Annotated in this window: 11 protein-coding genes; 2 read left to right on the plus strand and 9 right to left on the minus strand. The window is 70.4% G+C overall.

All coding sequences use genetic code 11. The features are described from left to right. Positions 1-29 precede the first annotated feature (29 nt). Positions 30-1,040, plus strand: a complete 1,011-nt coding sequence (locus ACTWOL_RS24100; protein ID WP_474298853.1) for a hydrogen peroxide-inducible genes activator — start codon at positions 30-32, stop codon at positions 1,038-1,040. Here ACTWOL_RS24100 and ACTWOL_RS24105 read toward each other — a convergent pair. From ACTWOL_RS24105 to ACTWOL_RS24125, 5 genes are all read right to left on the minus strand, one after another. Beyond that, positions 985-3,315: an ABC transporter permease gene (locus tag ACTWOL_RS24105; RefSeq protein ID WP_474298854.1), complete on the minus strand. Its 2,331-nt coding sequence runs from the start codon at positions 3,313-3,315 to the stop codon at positions 985-987. The two genes, ACTWOL_RS24100 and ACTWOL_RS24105, sit on opposite strands and share 56 nt — an antisense overlap. Further along, positions 3,312-3,998 (minus strand): ABC transporter ATP-binding protein, encoded by a 687-nt coding sequence (locus ACTWOL_RS24110; RefSeq protein ID WP_474298855.1) that lies wholly within the window; start codon positions 3,996-3,998, stop codon positions 3,312-3,314. The genes ACTWOL_RS24105 and ACTWOL_RS24110 overlap by 4 nt, the downstream gene beginning before the upstream one ends. Then, a complete protein-coding gene (locus tag ACTWOL_RS24115) occupies positions 3,995-4,519 on the minus strand; it encodes a PadR family transcriptional regulator (RefSeq protein ID WP_474298856.1) in 525 nt (174 codons plus the stop codon). The genes ACTWOL_RS24110 and ACTWOL_RS24115 overlap by 4 nt, the downstream gene beginning before the upstream one ends. Before the next feature lie 81 nt (positions 4,520-4,600). Beyond that, positions 4,601-4,870 (minus strand): type II toxin-antitoxin system antitoxin, encoded by a 270-nt coding sequence (locus tag ACTWOL_RS24120; RefSeq protein ID WP_474298857.1) that lies wholly within the window; start codon positions 4,868-4,870, stop codon positions 4,601-4,603. After that, complete coding sequence (locus tag ACTWOL_RS24125; protein ID WP_474298858.1) at positions 4,867-5,796, minus strand: SPFH domain-containing protein; 930 nt, start codon at positions 5,794-5,796, stop codon at positions 4,867-4,869. The genes ACTWOL_RS24120 and ACTWOL_RS24125 overlap by 4 nt, the downstream gene beginning before the upstream one ends. Positions 5,797-6,028: 232 nt before the next feature. Here ACTWOL_RS24125 and ACTWOL_RS24130 point away from each other — a divergent pair, with 232 nt between their 5' ends. Next, the gene (locus tag ACTWOL_RS24130) at positions 6,029-8,419 is read left to right on the plus strand and encodes a transglycosylase domain-containing protein (RefSeq protein ID WP_474298859.1); all 2,391 of its coding nucleotides are present in this window, start codon (positions 6,029-6,031) and stop codon (positions 8,417-8,419) included. Positions 8,420-8,515: 96 nt separating this feature from the next. Here the strand turns inward: ACTWOL_RS24130 and ACTWOL_RS24135 are convergent, their stop codons facing one another. From ACTWOL_RS24135 to ACTWOL_RS24150, 4 genes are all read right to left on the minus strand, one after another. Continuing rightward, entirely contained in the window at positions 8,516-10,471 is a 1,956-nt protein-coding gene (locus ACTWOL_RS24135) for a SpoIIE family protein phosphatase (RefSeq protein ID WP_474298860.1), read from the minus strand. Positions 10,472-10,879: 408 nt separating this feature from the next. Then, the gene (gene fomD, locus ACTWOL_RS24140; protein ID WP_474298861.1) at positions 10,880-11,545 is read right to left on the minus strand and encodes a cytidylyl-2-hydroxypropylphosphonate hydrolase; all 666 of its coding nucleotides are present in this window, start codon (positions 11,543-11,545) and stop codon (positions 10,880-10,882) included. A gap of 73 nt (positions 11,546-11,618) precedes the next feature. After that, complete coding sequence (locus tag ACTWOL_RS24145) at positions 11,619-13,115, minus strand: class II fumarate hydratase (RefSeq protein ID WP_474298862.1); 1,497 nt, start codon at positions 13,113-13,115, stop codon at positions 11,619-11,621. A gap of 293 nt (positions 13,116-13,408) precedes the next feature. Continuing rightward, on the minus strand, positions 13,409-15,085 hold the full coding sequence (locus tag ACTWOL_RS24150; protein WP_474298863.1) for a fumarate hydratase: 1,677 nt from the start codon (positions 15,083-15,085) through the stop codon (positions 13,409-13,411). Between the last annotated feature and the right edge of the window lie 70 nt (positions 15,086-15,155).

The following is a 15,155-nucleotide window of genomic DNA, read 5'->3' on the forward strand; positions in this document are numbered from 1 at the left end:
GAAGTGGTGATGAGACGGTGGCGGCGGTCGTGAACGGAGTGAACCGGGGCAAACAGCCCAGTCTGTCGCAGTTGCGCGCCTTCGCGGCCGTGGCCGAGCATCTGCACTTCCGTGACGCGGCCGCCGCGATCGGGATGAGCCAGCCGGCACTGTCCGGGGCAGTTTCGGCCCTGGAGGAGGCACTCGGTGTCCAGCTGCTGGAGCGTACGACCCGGAAGGTGCTGCTGTCTCCCGCCGGTGAGCGGCTGGCGGTCCGGGCCAAGGCGGTCCTCGCCGCGGTCGGCGAGCTGCTCGAGGAGGCCGAGGCGGCACGGGCGCCGTTCACCGGGGTGCTCCGGCTCGGGGTGATCCCGACGGTGGCTCCCTATCTGCTGCCGGCCGTGCTGCGGCTGGTGCACGAGCGCTATCCCTCGCTCGACCTCCAGGTGCACGAGGAGCAGACCTCGTCCCTGCTGGAGGGGCTCGGCGCCGGACGGCTGGACCTGCTGCTGCTCGCCGTCCCCCTCGGAGTGCCGGGAGTTGCCGAACTGCCGCTGTTCGACGAGGACTTCGTCCTGGTCACACCGCAGGAGCACTGGCTCGGCGGGCGCCATGACATTCCCCGTGAGGCACTGAAGGAGCTTCCGCTGCTGCTGCTCGACGAGGGCCACTGCCTGCGCGACCAGGCCCTCGACATCTGCCGTGAGGCAGGCCGTACCGAGGGCGCCCCCGTCACCACCACAGCGGCCGGACTGTCCACGCTGGTGCAGCTGGTCGCGGGCGGTCTCGGGGTGACGCTGCTGCCGCGCACCGCCCTGCGGGTGGAGACCGGCCGTAACGACCGCCTGGTCACGGGATACTTCGCCGAACCCGCCCCGACCCGCAGGATCGCCCTGGCGATGCGCTCGGGAGCGGCCCGCCAGGGCGAGTTCGAGGAGTTCGCGGCAGCGCTCCGGGAGGCCCTGACGGACCTCCCGGTGCGGGTCGTACGGGACGGCGACCGGGTCACTCGGTGCGCAGTCCCTCCGGCCGCATCATCCGCAGCAGGGGCGGCAGACTGAGCAGCGTCACCAGCAGCACGACTCCGGCGCCGATCCCCGCCATCGTCCCCACCGTCGCCCAGTCGACCGCCACCGGCGCCGCGACCATCTTCAGGAGCACCGCGCCCAGCGCCACGCCCACGGCCGTGGACAGGAACAGACCGAGCGCGACCGGGACGGTCGTCTGCCACAGTACCGAGAGACTCAGCGTCGAGCGGCGGGTGCCGAAGGCCACCAGCGCCGAGAGCAGCTTCTTGCGTTCGCGCAGCTGCTCAAGCTGGGAGACCAGCAGGCTTGCGCCGATCAGCAGCAGGACGCAGGCCGCCCCGACGAAGAGACCGGTGCGGATCGAGGCGAATCGTGCGGACTGGGACGAGGTCTGCAGGTGGAACGTCGTCATCATCGGATCGGTCTTGAGGATGGCCGTACGCGCGTGCTCGATGGCGTCCGGCACCGACCGGTCCAGCTGGACGTAGATGGTCGCGGACTCGTCCGAGCCGAGGCCCCGCGGCGCCGCGCCGGTCGTGGCGAGGATGCCGCTGCGCGCGACGCCGGTCGGGTCCTTGCGGCTCGTGACCTTCTTCGTGGACGCGGGCAGCGTCCACGCGATCGGGTCGTGGTCCTCATCGCCGTAGAGCCGCCCCACGTACAGCTTCCTGCCGGGCCAGCCGAGAGCCTCGTCCTGGGGAACGAGGCCGCCCGTCAGCACGAAGGTGTCACCGTCCTTGCAGGACGGGAGCGTCGCGAGCTCGCGCAGTGCCGCGCAGCCGCCGACGGTCATGGTGGCGGCCTTCCCTGGGGCCTTCGGGGTGGTGGCGGCCTCGGCCATGATGATCGAGGTCGCCTTGGCCACCCCCCTGGTCTGTCCGATCCGCCGGGCGATGGCATCGCTGCGGGCGGCGGCCCCGGTTGCGGACGGAACCCTCACGTCGATCGCCGCGCGGTTCGGGTCGGCGCCGGTGTTCTTGGTGTACGCGCTCTCGACGCCCGCGAACAGCATCTGCAGCGCGATCGCTCCGGCGACGGCGACACCGATCCCGTTCACCAGCCGGGCAGCGGCCCCGCTGTTCATCTGCAGGCGCCGGACGGCCAGTTGCCAGGCGACAGGACCGGCTCCGCCGAGGCCCGAGACGACGGTCTCGACCAGCCACGGCAGCAGCGCGGTGATACCGATCAGCAGCAGCACCACTCCGCCGATGACCTGCCACTGGCTGAACTCTCCGTTGTCGTTGCCCTGTCCGACCATCGGATACAGCAGGGCCACCCCGGCGACCGGCGGCACCAGCCGCAGCACGATCCGCCGCCGCGGGGGCTTCGCCGTGCGGACCACGCCCAGCGGTTCGATCACCACGCTGCGCAGGGCGAACAGCGTCACCATGACCGCCGCCGCGGATACGGCGACGGCGACGAGCACCGCCAGCCACGGCGAGGGGGTGAGATCCGAGGGGAAGACGCTCACCCGGGACCAGTCGATCCCGGCCGCCGCCTGGCGGGCCACGGCGAAGAAGCCGGCGCCCAGCGCCAGACCCACGAGGGACCCTGCGAGCGCCTCACCCGCCGCGATCCGGCGCGTCATCCGGGCGTCGGCACCGACCAGTCGCAGCGCGGCGAGGCGGCGGTCGCGGCGCTCACCGCCGAAACGCACGGCGGCCGCGATGAAGACGGCGACGGGCATCAGCAGGGCGACGAACACGAGCAGGATGAGCAGGGTGAGGACGGGGTCCAGCGGCTCCTGTTCCGCGGAGTTGTCGAACCCGGTGACCCTGGAGACCTTCCCGTCCACCTGCTTCAGGGTGTCGTCGCCCGCGTAGTAGACGAGGTCGGCGGGGCCGACCAGGCCCTCGTCCCCGATGACCGAGGTGACCCGCTGGTCGAGGCGCTCCCGCAGCAGCGCGCCTTCCTTCGACTTCAGCAGCGCGTCGAGCGCGGGGGAAACGGCCATCTCGCCGTCACCGGGGAACTCCCGGAGCCCGGGCGGGAGGGGTGCGTCCGGCCCCTCCGGCTTGAGGAGCCTGCCGTAGACCTCCTGGTCGCGGAAGCGGGTGTCGGCCTCGCCCGTGAGCAGGGTGCCCGGTCCGGGAGCCTCGGCGGTGGGCGCGGTCTGGTCGCTGCGTGCGTCGGCGCGCGCGTCACGTGCCGACATGGCACTCGGGATCGAGGTCGTGACCAGGAGCAGCGCCACGCCGAGACCCACGCCGACACCGGTGAGCAGGGTGCGGGTCCACCCTTCCCGGCCGCCGCCGACCGCGAACCTCGCTCCCATGAGCAGATCGCGGATCCAGGTCCTCGCGGTCATATGGCCCGCTCCATGTCCCGGGACTTGCCGTCGCGTACGACGATCTCGCGGTCGGAGTAGGCGGCCACCCGTGCCTCGTGGGTGACCAGGACGACGGCGGCGTTGGTGGACCGGGCCGCGTCCGTGAGGAGTTGCATCACCCGCTCGCCGTTGAGCGAGTCGAGTGCTCCGGTCGGCTCGTCCGCGAAGAGCAGCCGCGGGCTGGTGACGAGGGAGCGGGCGACGGCGACGCGCTGCCCCTGGCCGCCCGAGACCTCTCCGGGGCGCTTGGCCGCGAGATCGGCGACCTCGACGCGTTCCATCCATTCCAGCGCGGTGCGTTCGGCCTCCTTGCGCCTGGCGCCGTTCAGCCGCAGCGGCAGAGCGACGTTCTCGGCACAGGTCAGTTCGGGCACCAACTGGCCGAACTGGAAGACGAAGCCGAACTCGCTGCGGCGCAGCGCGCTGCGCTCCGCGTCGCTCATCGCCGACAGCTCACGGCCGTTGTAGGTGATGGTGCCCTCGTCGGGCGGGACGATCCCGGCCAGGCAGTGCAGCAGGGTCGACTTGCCCGAGCCGGAGGGGCCCATGATGGCGACGACTTCGCCCGGGTGGATGGAGAAGTCCGCGCCGTCGAGGGCGTGAGTGGGGCCGTACGCCTTGCGCAGGCCGTCGGCCACGAGGAGGGAACCGGCGGGGGTCATGCGGTGACCTCCTTCGCCAGCCGGTCGAGACGGGCGGCGGTGAGCTCCAGCCAGCGCAGGTCGGCCTCGAGGTGGAAGAGCGCGTGATCGCAGATGAGCTGGTCGGCGAGATCGCCGCGGCGCTTGCGGTCGGTGAGGATGCGCATCAGCCGCAGATGCTCCGAGCGCTGGTTGTCGAGCATTTCGGCGGCACCGCGGCCGGTGAGCAGTGCCAGGACGACCTTGGTGTAGAGGGTCGACTGGAGGTACGGCTCCGGCTTCTCGGGTGTGGCGAGCCACCGGCCGACATCCGTGATGCCGGCCTCGGTGATCGCGTACCGCTTGCGCTCGGGGCCGCCGCCGGCCTCGATGCCGTCGACCTCGACGAGGCCGTTCTTCAGCAGGCGCGACATCGTCGAGTAGACCTGCCCGTAGTGCAGGGGGCGGTCGTGGCCGAACTTCTCGTCGAAGGCGCGCTTGAGGTCGTAACCGTGGCGTGGACCGGACTCCAGGAGCCCGAGGAGCGTGTGACCGATGGACATACCGATGACTCTACACAGCATGTATACGCCGTGTGTATACATGCTGTGTAGAGTCGATCTTCGCGAGGCCGTCGTCGCAGGTCAGGGCCGATTGTCACGCTTTGGAACGGGCGGCTCCGGTGGTCCGGGCGGCTGGGGCCTGTTCCCGGACTTCGGCGGACGCCCCCGGGGCGGGATCGGACCGACCCCGCCCGGCAGCCGACCCGCATCCGACAGTGCGCGCCGCAGCAGGAACTCGATCTGGGCGTTGGCGCTGCGCAGTTCGTCGGAGGCCCAGCGGGCGAGTGCCTCGTACACCGCAGGATCCAGACGCAGGAGCACCTGCTTGCGGTCCTGCCCGCGCCCGGTCACTGGTAGAGGGGGCCTGTGTTGATCACCGGCTGCGCGGCGCGGTCCCCGCACAGCACCACCATCAGATTCGACACCATGGCGGCCTTCCGCTCCTCGTCCAGCTCGACGAAGCCCTCTTCGCCGATCCTGGCCAGGGCCGCCTCCACCATGCCGACCGCGCCGTCCACGATCTGCCGGCGTGCCGCGACCACCGCGCCGGCCTGCTGGCGCTGGAGCATCGCGGAGGCGATCTCGGGTGCGTAGGCGAGGTGCGTGAAGCGGGACTCGATGACCCGTACGCCGGCGGCCTCCACGCGTGCGTGCAGCTCGGCCCCAAGCTTCTCGGTGATCTCCTCGGCGTTGCCGCGCAGCGAGAGGTCGCCCTCCTCGTGGGCGTCGTACGGGTACTCGATGGCGATGTGGCGCACGGCCGCCTCGGTCTGGGTCGACACGAACTCCAGGAAGTCGTCCACCTCGAACAGCGCTTGTGCCGTGTCCTCGACCTTCCACACGACGACCGCGGCGAGTTCGATCGGGTTGCCGTAGGCGTCGTTGACCTTGAGGACCGCGGTCTCGTGGTTGCGGACCCGGGTCGAGATCTTCTCGCGCGAGGTCAGCGGGTTGACCCAGCGCAGTCCGTCCGTGCGGATCGTGCCCCGGTAACGCCCGAAGAGCTGGACCACCCGGGCCTCGCCCGGCGCCACCATGTTGAGTCCCGCCATGGCGAGGAGGGATGCGGCCGCGACGGCCACGCCGAGAACGGCCAGGGTGACCTTCGCCCCGGTGCCCGCCAGCGTGGCGCCGGTCGCGATCAGGCCTACTCCCGCCACCAGGCCCACGAGACCGAGCAGCAGGGCGAGTCCTCCGCCGATGCTGTGGGCCGTGAACTCGCGGGTCCGCGGCTCGGGCATCTCGGGTACGTCGTTGCGTAGAGATGTGCTGGTCATGGGTGTGTCCGTCCCCCCGTCCGACCGGCCGCGTGGGCGGCCGGGATCGCTAGCAATGTGATTACACATTATCCGATACGGCAACCCTGCGCCCTGGTTGTGAGTCGGTTCCACTGAGACAGGTGCTGATTCTCACGTCCGGAAAAGGCCGGATGAGGGAGCCTTTGTCAGCACCGGCGGTGTTAGCTTTCTGAGCTGATTTTCTGACGAGAAGAGTGGAACGGACGGGGCGATGGGCAGAGCGGATGCGCGACGCTCCCGGCAGCGTGAGGCGCGCCGGGACACGAAGAAGGGCGGCATACGCCGCTTCTTCACCTGGAGGAAACTCCTCGGGACCTTTCTCGGGCTCTGCCTCGCACTGATGGCCGCGTTCTTCGTCGTCTACTGGCTGGTCCCGGTACCCAAGGCGAACGCCCAGGCCGAGCTTCAGAGCAACATCTACAAGTACAGCAACGGGAAGATCCTCGCTCGCACCGGCAAGGTCAACCGCGAGATCATCGACATCGAACGGATCCCCCGGCCCGTCCAGAGGGCGTTCGTCGCCGCCGAGAACAAGACCTTCTACGAGGACTCCGGCGTCGATCTGCGAGGGACCGCCCGAGGCGTGTTCAACACCCTCACCGGCAAGGGGAAGCAGGGCGGTTCGACGATCACCCAGCAGTACGTCAAGAACTACTACCTGAACCAGGATCAGACGGTCACCCGCAAGCTCAAGGAGCTGGTGATCGCGCTCAAGGTGGACCAGAACGAGGAGAAGGACCAGATCCTCGCCGGTTACCTCAACACCAGTTACTACGGGCGCAGCGCCTACGGCATCCAGGCCGCCGCGCAGGCCTACTACCGGGTCGACGCGGACAAGCTGACCGTCGCTCAGGGCGCGTATCTCGCCGCAGTGCTGCAGGCCCCGAGCCAGTACGACTGGGCGGTCGCCTCCGCGGCCAGCAAGAAGCTGGTGACGGCGCGCTGGAACTACGTCCTGGACAACATGGTCGAGCAGAAGTGGCTCAGCGCCTCCGAGCGCGCCGGCCAGAAGTTCCCCGTACCCAAGGAGCCCAAGCCGGCACCGGGCATGGAGGGCCAGACCGGCTATCTCGTCGCCGCGGCCAAGGCCGAGCTGGAGAAGCGCTACAACGTCACCGACGAGCAGATCCAGGCCGGCGGCTGGACCATCACGCTCAACATCGACGAGGAGAAGCAGAAAGTCCTCGCCAAGGCCGTCAACGAGCAACTCGAGGCCAAGCTCGACCGCAAGGGCAAGAAGGCCCAGGCGACCGTGCAGGCCGGCGCCACCTCCGTGGACCCCAAGACCGGCGCGGTCGTGGCGATGTACGGCGGCATCGGCGCCACCCAGCACTGGCTGTCCAACGCCACCCGGCGTGACTACCAGCCGGCTTCGACCTTCAAGCCCGTGGTGCTCGCCTCCGCCCTGGAGAACGGGGCCGAGACCCAGGACGGCGACAAGATCACGCTGAACAGCATCTACGACGGCACCAGCAAGCGTCCCGTCAAGGGCAGCGACACCGCCTTCTCCCCGGAGAACGAGGACGACCAGGACTACGGCAACATCACCGTCCAGGAGGCCACGAACCAGTCGGTGAACTCGGTCTACGCCCAGATGATCGTCGACGTCACTCCGGCGAAGGTGAAGAAGACCGCGATCGCCCTGGGAATGCGGGACGGTGACGGCTGGCCCGAGCGGCCCGCGATGTCGCTCGGCACGATGGGCGCCTCCACCTGGGACATGGCCGGGGCCTACGCGACCCTCGACAACCACGGCAAGAAGACCACGCCGTCGATCGTGAAGTCCGCCGAGAACAAGGAACACCCCGGTGGCAAGGTCGACATCGAGAACGCGGTCGGCGAGCGGGTGCTCAGCCGGGAAGCGGCCGACAGTGTCACCAAGGCGATGACCGGGGTCGTCAAGAACGGTTCGGGCAGCCGGGCCCAGGGCGACTACGAGGCCGCGGGCAAGACCGGCACCTCCGAGAACAACAAGTCGGCCTGGTTCGTGGGCTACACACCCGAGCTCGTCACCGCGGTCGGCCTGTTCGGCGAGAAGCCCGACGGCACGGGCCAGGTCACGCTGACCGACACCGTCAACGACGGCCGCGCCAACGGCGGTGGCGTACCGGCTCTGGTCTGGCAGCAGTACACGACCGATGCGCTCGACGGCGGCTCCGAGGAGAAGTTCGACCTGGAGGTCCCGGAATCGTCGCTGGAGCCCGTCCAGAAGCCGTCGGAGTCGCCGGACAAGGACAAGCGCGACAAGGAAAAGGACAAGGACAAGGACAAGGACCGCAAGCCCGGCGACGGCAACAAGCCGGGCAAGCCGGGTGACAACGCCGGTACGGACAACGGCGGCACGGGTACCGACAACGGTGGTACCGGTACGGACAACGGTGGTACCGGCACCGACAACGGCGGCACGGGAACAGACAACGGTGGTACCGGTACGGACAACGGTGGTACCGGCACCGACAACGGCGGCACGGGAACAGACAACGGTGGTACCGGTACGGACAACGGCGGTACCGGCACCGACAACGGCGGCACGGACAGCGGTGTGACCGAAGGGGTGACCACCGGGGCCGGCGGTGGTCGCAAGCCACCCACCACGGGGTAGCCGACCGGACAGTGGGCGGGGCCCGGCGCATTCGCGCCGGGCCCCGCCCACTGTCCGTATCCGTGCGTGCCGTGCCGGACGGCCGGGCCGCCGCCGTCAGCCCCGGGTCGGCAGCTCGAACCACACCACCTTGCCGGTCGACAGACGGGTCGCCCCCCACCGTCTGGCCAGCCTGTTCACCAGGAACAAGCCGCGTCCGCCCTCATCGGTGTCCCGCGCCCGGCGCTGCCGCGGCAACTGCGGCGAGTCGTCGCCCACCTCGCAGCGCAGCACATCGGTGCGCAGCAGACGTAGCGTCACCGGCCGCTCCGCATAACGCACGGCATTGGTGACCACCTCGCTGACCAGCAGCTCCACCGAGTCCGACAGCTCCTCCAGACCCCAGCGGGCCAGCGCCCTGCGGGCGAGCCGGCGGGCCCGCCCCGGCGCCTGCTCCTCGGGCTCGAGGAACCAGTAGGCGACATCGCTCGGCGCGATCCCGTCGAAGCGGGCGGCGAGCAGCGCGATGTCGTCGTCCCGGTCGCCCGGTCCGAGCACGTCGAGGACGTCGTCGCAGAGCGCCTCCAGTGGCGGCGGATGATCGGGCCCGGTGAGCTGCGCGGTCGCGGCCAGCCGCTCCCTGAGCTGTTCGATCCCCGTCCACACGTCCCGCAGCCGCGACTCGACGAGCCCGTCCGTGTAGAGCAGCAGCGTGGCCCCGGCCGGGGCGTCCAGCTCGACGGCTTCGAAGTCGACCCCGCCGACACCGATGGGCGCTCCGGGCGGCACCCGGAGGACCTCGGCCCGGCCGCCCAGATGCAGCAGTATCGGCGGCGGATGGCCCGCGTTGGCGATGGTGATCCGGTGTGAGACCGGGTCGTAGACGGCGTACAGGCAGGTCGCCATGCGGTCGGTGCCCAGACGCTGGGCCTGCTCGTCCAGGTGGTGCAGCACCTCCTGCGGCGGCAGGTCCAGACCCGCGAGGGTCTGGGCCGTCGTACGCAGCTGGCCCATGATCGCGGCCGAGGTCATCGAATGACCCATCACATCGCCGACGACCAGCGCCACCCGGCTCCCGGGCAGCGGGATCGCGTCGTACCAGTCACCGCCCACCCGGGCGGTCTCGGCCGCCGGGAGATAGCGGGACGCGAGCCGCACACCGGTCGGCTGCGGCAGGCCCTCGGGCAGCATGGTGCGCTGCAGCTCGTCGGCGATGTACGCCTCACGGCCGTACAGCACCGCTTTGTCGATGCCGAGCGCGGTGTGAGTCGCCAGCTGAGCGGCCACCAGGAGGTCGTTCGGCTCGAAGGCCGGACGGTCGGGCCGGCGCAGGAAGATCGCCGCCCCGGTGACCCGGCGCCTGCCGCGCAGCGGCGCGAGGATCGCACGGTGGCCGGTCGGCACGGTCTTGCCGTCGCCGAGCAGCTCGGGCAGGGCGGCGCGAGCCGCGGCGGAGTCGCCGAACACGGGCCGTACGCCCCGCAGCACCTCCGCGAGCGCTCCACCGGCCTGCACCTCGCACAGCTCCGCCGCGGGCAGATCCGCCTGCGGATTGAGCACCGGCATCTGCATGGCGTTGGTGACCAGCGAGTTCTCGGTGTCCTCATCGGTTAAACGCAACCGGTCGGTGCGCCGCAGCCGCAGCACGAACGGTGCGACGGGCCGCTCGTCGCCGACCGGCAGCGGGTCGCGCAGATAGACCAGGATCGCGTCCGAGAACGTCGGCACGGTGGCCCGGCACAGGCCCAGCACGATCTCGTCCAGGTCTATCCCGCGCGCGATACGCCGGGTCGCGGCCCCCACGAAGCGCAGGCGGTCGCCCTCGCGCCGGGCGACACCGGCCGGATCCTGTGGAGGCCCCGGTGCGCCCGCCGCGGCTGCCGCCGGCTTCGGAATCGGGGCGGAGGACGCCGTCGGCGCCGCCGGAGAGGGCGGCACCGGCTGCTGGGCGGGGACGCTCCCGCCCGCCGGCGTGGGCGAGTGCGCGGCCGCCTCGTGCCGTGGCCGGGTGCGCTCCTGAGGCCGGGCAGCGAGGGGCTGCCGGCCTTCGTGGGAGGTGGGATGCTCCGTCACGCGTGGGATTCCGTCCGTCCGGGCCGGTAGTGCGAGGTCGGGGCCTGTCTTCCGGATCGTGCCGGGCTCGTCCGGTCGTCGGGCCGAGGCGTCTCGGGTGCCGCAGTGTGGCTCCGGGGGCCCCGGCTCCGGAGGCCGGGACGCTCGTCCCCGGACCGGCGGGCGGAGGGTCCGCCCGTGGCCCGCGGCAGCAGTGTCCTCGGGCTGTCGATACAACCCATACCCAATCCGGGCGGGGCCTCGACACAATCAGGGAGATCCGGGCGCACATCAAGCACGGTTTGCTCCCCCTCGTGATGACTTGCGGTCAGTTCCTGTGCGGTGCTCGGTCGTTGCGGGCGATGCGGCCTTGCGGAGGACGATCCTACGTTTGAACCCCGGGGGCGCATCAAGGGTCTCACGACGTCGTCATGCCGACCTGCGCGCCGGGGTGTGATTCCAGTCGGCGGGCAGCTCGGGGACGGGCCACCCGGGATCGGGCCGCCAGTCCTCCCAGCCGTCCGAGAAAGGCGCTCCCCAGGCCCGGATCAGCTCGACGGCCGACCGCCCGGCGGCCCGCACCCGCCTCGCCTGCCGGGCGTCCATCAGCCCGGCCTGCTGCGCCTGGGCGAACTCGTCCTCGTCCAGCCAGCGCCAGCTGCGGTCGGGGTGCACCGCGATGTCGAGGAAGTGGTCCTCGGAGTCGACCCCGCGGGTCCATCGGGTGCGCGGTTCCTCGAGGTTCACGTACCAGTTCTTGAACCGCCATCCCGGCTCCCAGAACAGCCAGACCGACCAGGGCTCGTGCGGCCGTGCGAGCTTCAGCACACCTGTGCCGAACCAGCGCGAACGGGCCGTGGTACGAGGAGCGGTGTAGCGGGTGGCGAGGGGCTCCTGGTGCACCGGTGTGCCGTCGCTGAGCACGGGCCGTACGCACTCCGTACCCGGCGCCATCCACACGGCCAGCAGGTCGTCGGTGTCCTCGACCACGGTCACGGGACGGCAGATGTGGACGTCGCCGGAGGCGTTGCCGCGGTAGCGCCAGAGGATGTGGTCCCCTGGTGCCCAGTGCCGAAAGCCTGCCGATCCTGTCATGCGCAGATCTTAGGGCTACGGCGCAGTACGCGCTGCGGTGCAGGTCACGGCCTTGCACCCGTCGCGGATGCCGTCACGGACGCGTCATCCGCAACACGTCCAGAGCCTCGTCCAGTTGCTCGAGCGTCAGATCGCCACGCTCCACATACCCGGACTCGAGCACCACCTGACGGATCGTCTTCCGCTCGGCGAGGGACTTCTTGGCGACCTTCGCCGCCTCCTCGTAACCGATGTACCGGTTCAGCGGGGTCACCACGGAAGGGGAGGACTCGGCGTACTCCCGGGCCCGCTCCTCGTTGGCGGTGATCCCGTCGACGGTCCGGTCGGCCAGCAGCCGTGAGGCGGCCGCGAGCAGCCGCACGGACTCCAGCAGATTCCTGGCGATCACCGGCAGCATGACGTTGAGCTCGAAGTTCCCCGCGGCTCCGGCCACGGCGACGGTCGTGTCGTTGCCCATCACCTGGGCCGCCACCATCAGCACGGCCTCGGGGATCACCGGGTTGACCTTGCCCGGCATGATCGAGGACCCCGGCTGCAGATCGGGAAGGGCGATCTCGGCGAGTCCGGTGCGCGGGCCGCTCGCCATCCAGCGCAGATCGTTGGCGATCTTGGTGAGCGAGACGGCGATCGTACGCAGTTGTCCCGAGGTCTCCACGAGGCCGTCCCGTGCCCCCTGCGCCTCGAAGTGGTCGCGGGCCTCGGTCAGCGGTAGCCCTGTCGCCCGCGCGACCTCGGCGATGACCGCCGCGGAGAATCCGGGCGGGGTGTTGATGCCGGTGCCCACCGCCGTCCCGCCGAGCGGCAGTTCGGCGAGCCTCGGCAGTGAGGCCCGCAGACGCTCGGTGCCGTAGCGGATCTGGGCGGCGTACCCCCCGAACTCCTGACCGAGGGTGACGGGCGTCGCATCCATCAGATGGGTACGCCCGGACTTCACGACCCCCGCGAACTCGGCCCCCTTGCGGGCCAGCGCGGCGGCGAGATGCTCAAGTGCCGGGATCAGGTCCCGGGTCACCGCGGCGGTGGCGGCGATGTGGATGGAGGAGGGAAAGACGTCGTTCGACGACTGCGAGGCGTTGACGTGGTCGTTCGGGTGGACCGGGCGGCCGAGGCGCTCACCGGCCAGCGTCGCCAGGACCTCGTTGGTGTTCATGTTGGACGAGGTGCCCGAGCCCGTCTGGAAGACGTCGACCGGGAAGTGCTCGTCCCAGCGCCCCTCGGTGACCTCCGCCGCCGCGTCCTGGATCGCCCGCGCGATGTCCTCGTCGAGGACCCCGAGCTCCGCGTTGACCTTGGCGGCGGCTGCCTTGATCCGCGCGAGAGCCTCGATGTGGGCGCGCTCCAGCCGTTGCCCCGAGACCGGGAAGTTCTCCACGGCCCGCTGGGTCTGGGCCCGCCACTTGGCGTGCGCGGGCACCTTCACCTCGCCCATGGAGTCGTGCTCGATCCGGTAGCCGCCCGCCTCGCCGCCGTGCGCGGCCTCCCCGCCCCCGGCCTTGTCACCGCCGGAACCGGAACCGGACCCGGACCCGAACTCGGCCGCGGCCCCGGCCCCGGCCCCGGCCTCTGGCATCGGCTGAACCTCTGGCGTCTCGCCCATCTGCGACATCGCGAACCTCCTGAACCGGTGAGCACGTGTCGTGATCCTTCTATTCCCCGGTCTCTACCGGGCGGTAGAAACGACCGGCCGGGTGGAAGCGACGCGAGCCCGCGGCGCCCCGGGGCACCGCGAGAGGCACGGGAACGCCGCGCGGTGGGACGGCGAAGGGCCCCGCCGCTGTGCTGCGGCGGGGCCCTTCGGGCGACTTCGGCGCACCTGGCCTGAAGCCCGGCACGGCCTGCGCGGCCCGTACGACGGGCGACGACCTATGCGAGACCGGGACCGCGCACCGGGATGCTGGTGAACGTCGGCGCGGGCGCCGGGTCCTGGAAGAAGTCGCTGCCCTTGTCGTCCACCACGATGAACGCGGGGAAGTCCTCGACCTCGATCTTCCAGACCGCCTCCATGCCGAGTTCCTCGTACTCGACGACCTCGACCTTCTTGATGCAGTCCTGGGCGAGACGGGCCGCGGGGCCGCCGATCGAGCCCAGGTAGAAGCCGCCGTGCGCGTTGCAGGCGTCCGTGACCTGCTTGCTGCGGTTGCCCTTGGCCAGCATGACCTTGGAGCCGCCCGCGGCCTGGAACTGCTCGACGTACGAGTCCATGCGTCCGGCCGTCGTCGGGCCGAAGGAGCCGGACGCGTAACCCTCGGGCGTCTTGGCCGGGCCCGCGTAGTAGACCGGGTGGTCCTTGAGGTACTGCGGCATGTCCTCGCCGGCGTCGAGGCGTTCCTTGATCTTGGCGTGGGCGATGTCGCGGGCCACGACCAGCGGGCCGGTCAACGACAGCCGGGTCTTGACCGGGTACTTGGTCAGCTCGGCGAGGATCTCGTCCATCGGCTGGTTCAGGTCGATCTTGACGACGTCGTTCGCCGCGGAGGAGTCGCCGAGGTGCTCGTCGGTCGTCTCCGGCAGGAAGCGTGCCGGGTCCGTCTCCAGCTGCTCCAGGAAGACGCCCTCGGCCGTGATCTTCGCGACGGCCTGGCGGTCGGCCGAGCAGGAGACGGCGATCGCGACCGGGCAGGACGCCCCGTGTCGCGGCAGCCGCACCACGCGCACGTCGTGGCAGAAGTACTTGCCGCCGAACTGCGCGCCGATGCCGATCTTCTGTGTCAGCTCGAAGACCTTCTCCTCCAGGTCCTTGTCGCGGAAGCCGTGGCCGAGGACCGAGCCCTCCTCGGGCAGCTCGTCCAGATAGTGCGCGGAGGCGTACTTCGCGGTCTTGAGGGCGAACTCGGCCGACGTACCGCCGACGACGATCGCGAGGTGGTACGGCGGGCACGCGGCCGTGCCCAGCGAGCGGATCTTCTCCTCCAGGAACTTCATCATGGAGGCCTCGTTCAGGACCGCCTTGGTCTCCTGGTAGAGGAACGACTTGTTGGCGGAGCCGCCGCCCTTGGCCATGAAGAGGAACTTGTAGGCGCCGCCGTCGGTCGCGTACAGCTCGATCTGCGCGGGCAGGTTCGAGCCGGTGTTCTTCTCCTCCCACATGGTCAGCGGGGCCATCTGCGAGTAGCGCAGGTTGAGCTTGGTGTACGCGTCGAAGATGCCCCGGCTCAGGGCCTCCTCGTCACCGCCCTCGGTCAGCACGTTCTGCCCGCGCTTGCCCATGACGATCGCCGTGCCGGTGTCCTGGCACATGGGCAGCACGCCCGCGGCCGCGATGTTCGCGTTCTTGAGCAGGTCCAGCGCGACGAACTTGTCGTTCGACGACGCCTCCGGGTCATCGATGATCTTGCGCAGCTGGGCGAGGTGCGCGGGGCGGAGGTAGTGCTGGATGTCGTGGACGGCCTCTGCCGCCAGCTTGCGCAGCGCCTCCGGCTCGACCTTGAGGAAGGTACGCCCGTCGGCCTCGAAGGCGGAGACACCCTCGGCGGTCACCAGGCGGTAGGGCGTGGTGTCCTCTCCCAGCGGGAGCAGATCGGAGTACTCGAACTCTGGCATGTACGGCCATTCCTCACTCGGCAGACGGCGGCTGGCATCCCTTGGCAGCGCGCCCACAAGCGTAAGACGC

This window comes from Micromonospora sp. IBHARD003 (assembly GCF_056106285.1).

Coding starts and splice junctions, on each gene's coding strand:
- ACTWOL_RS24105 (WP_474298854.1), bottom strand. CDS start 3,315: ATGACCGCGAGGACCTGGATCCGCGATCTGCTCATGGGAGCGAGGTTC.
- ACTWOL_RS24110 (WP_474298855.1), bottom strand. CDS start 3,998: ATGACCCCCGCCGGTTCCCTCCTCGTGGCCGACGGCCTGCGCAAGGCG.
- ACTWOL_RS24115 (WP_474298856.1), bottom strand. CDS start 4,519: ATGTCCATCGGTCACACGCTCCTCGGGCTCCTGGAGTCCGGTCCACGC.
- ACTWOL_RS24125 (WP_474298858.1), bottom strand. CDS start 5,796: ATGACCAGCACATCTCTACGCAACGACGTACCCGAGATGCCCGAGCCG.
- ACTWOL_RS24130 (WP_474298859.1), top strand. CDS start 6,029: ATGGGCAGAGCGGATGCGCGACGCTCCCGGCAGCGTGAGGCGCGCCGG.
- fomD (WP_474298861.1), bottom strand. CDS start 11,545: ATGACAGGATCGGCAGGCTTTCGGCACTGGGCACCAGGGGACCACATC.
- ACTWOL_RS24145 (WP_474298862.1), bottom strand. CDS start 13,115: ATGCCAGAGGCCGGGGCCGGGGCCGGGGCCGCGGCCGAGTTCGGGTCC.
- ACTWOL_RS24150 (WP_474298863.1), bottom strand. CDS start 15,085: ATGCCAGAGTTCGAGTACTCCGATCTGCTCCCGCTGGGAGAGGACACC.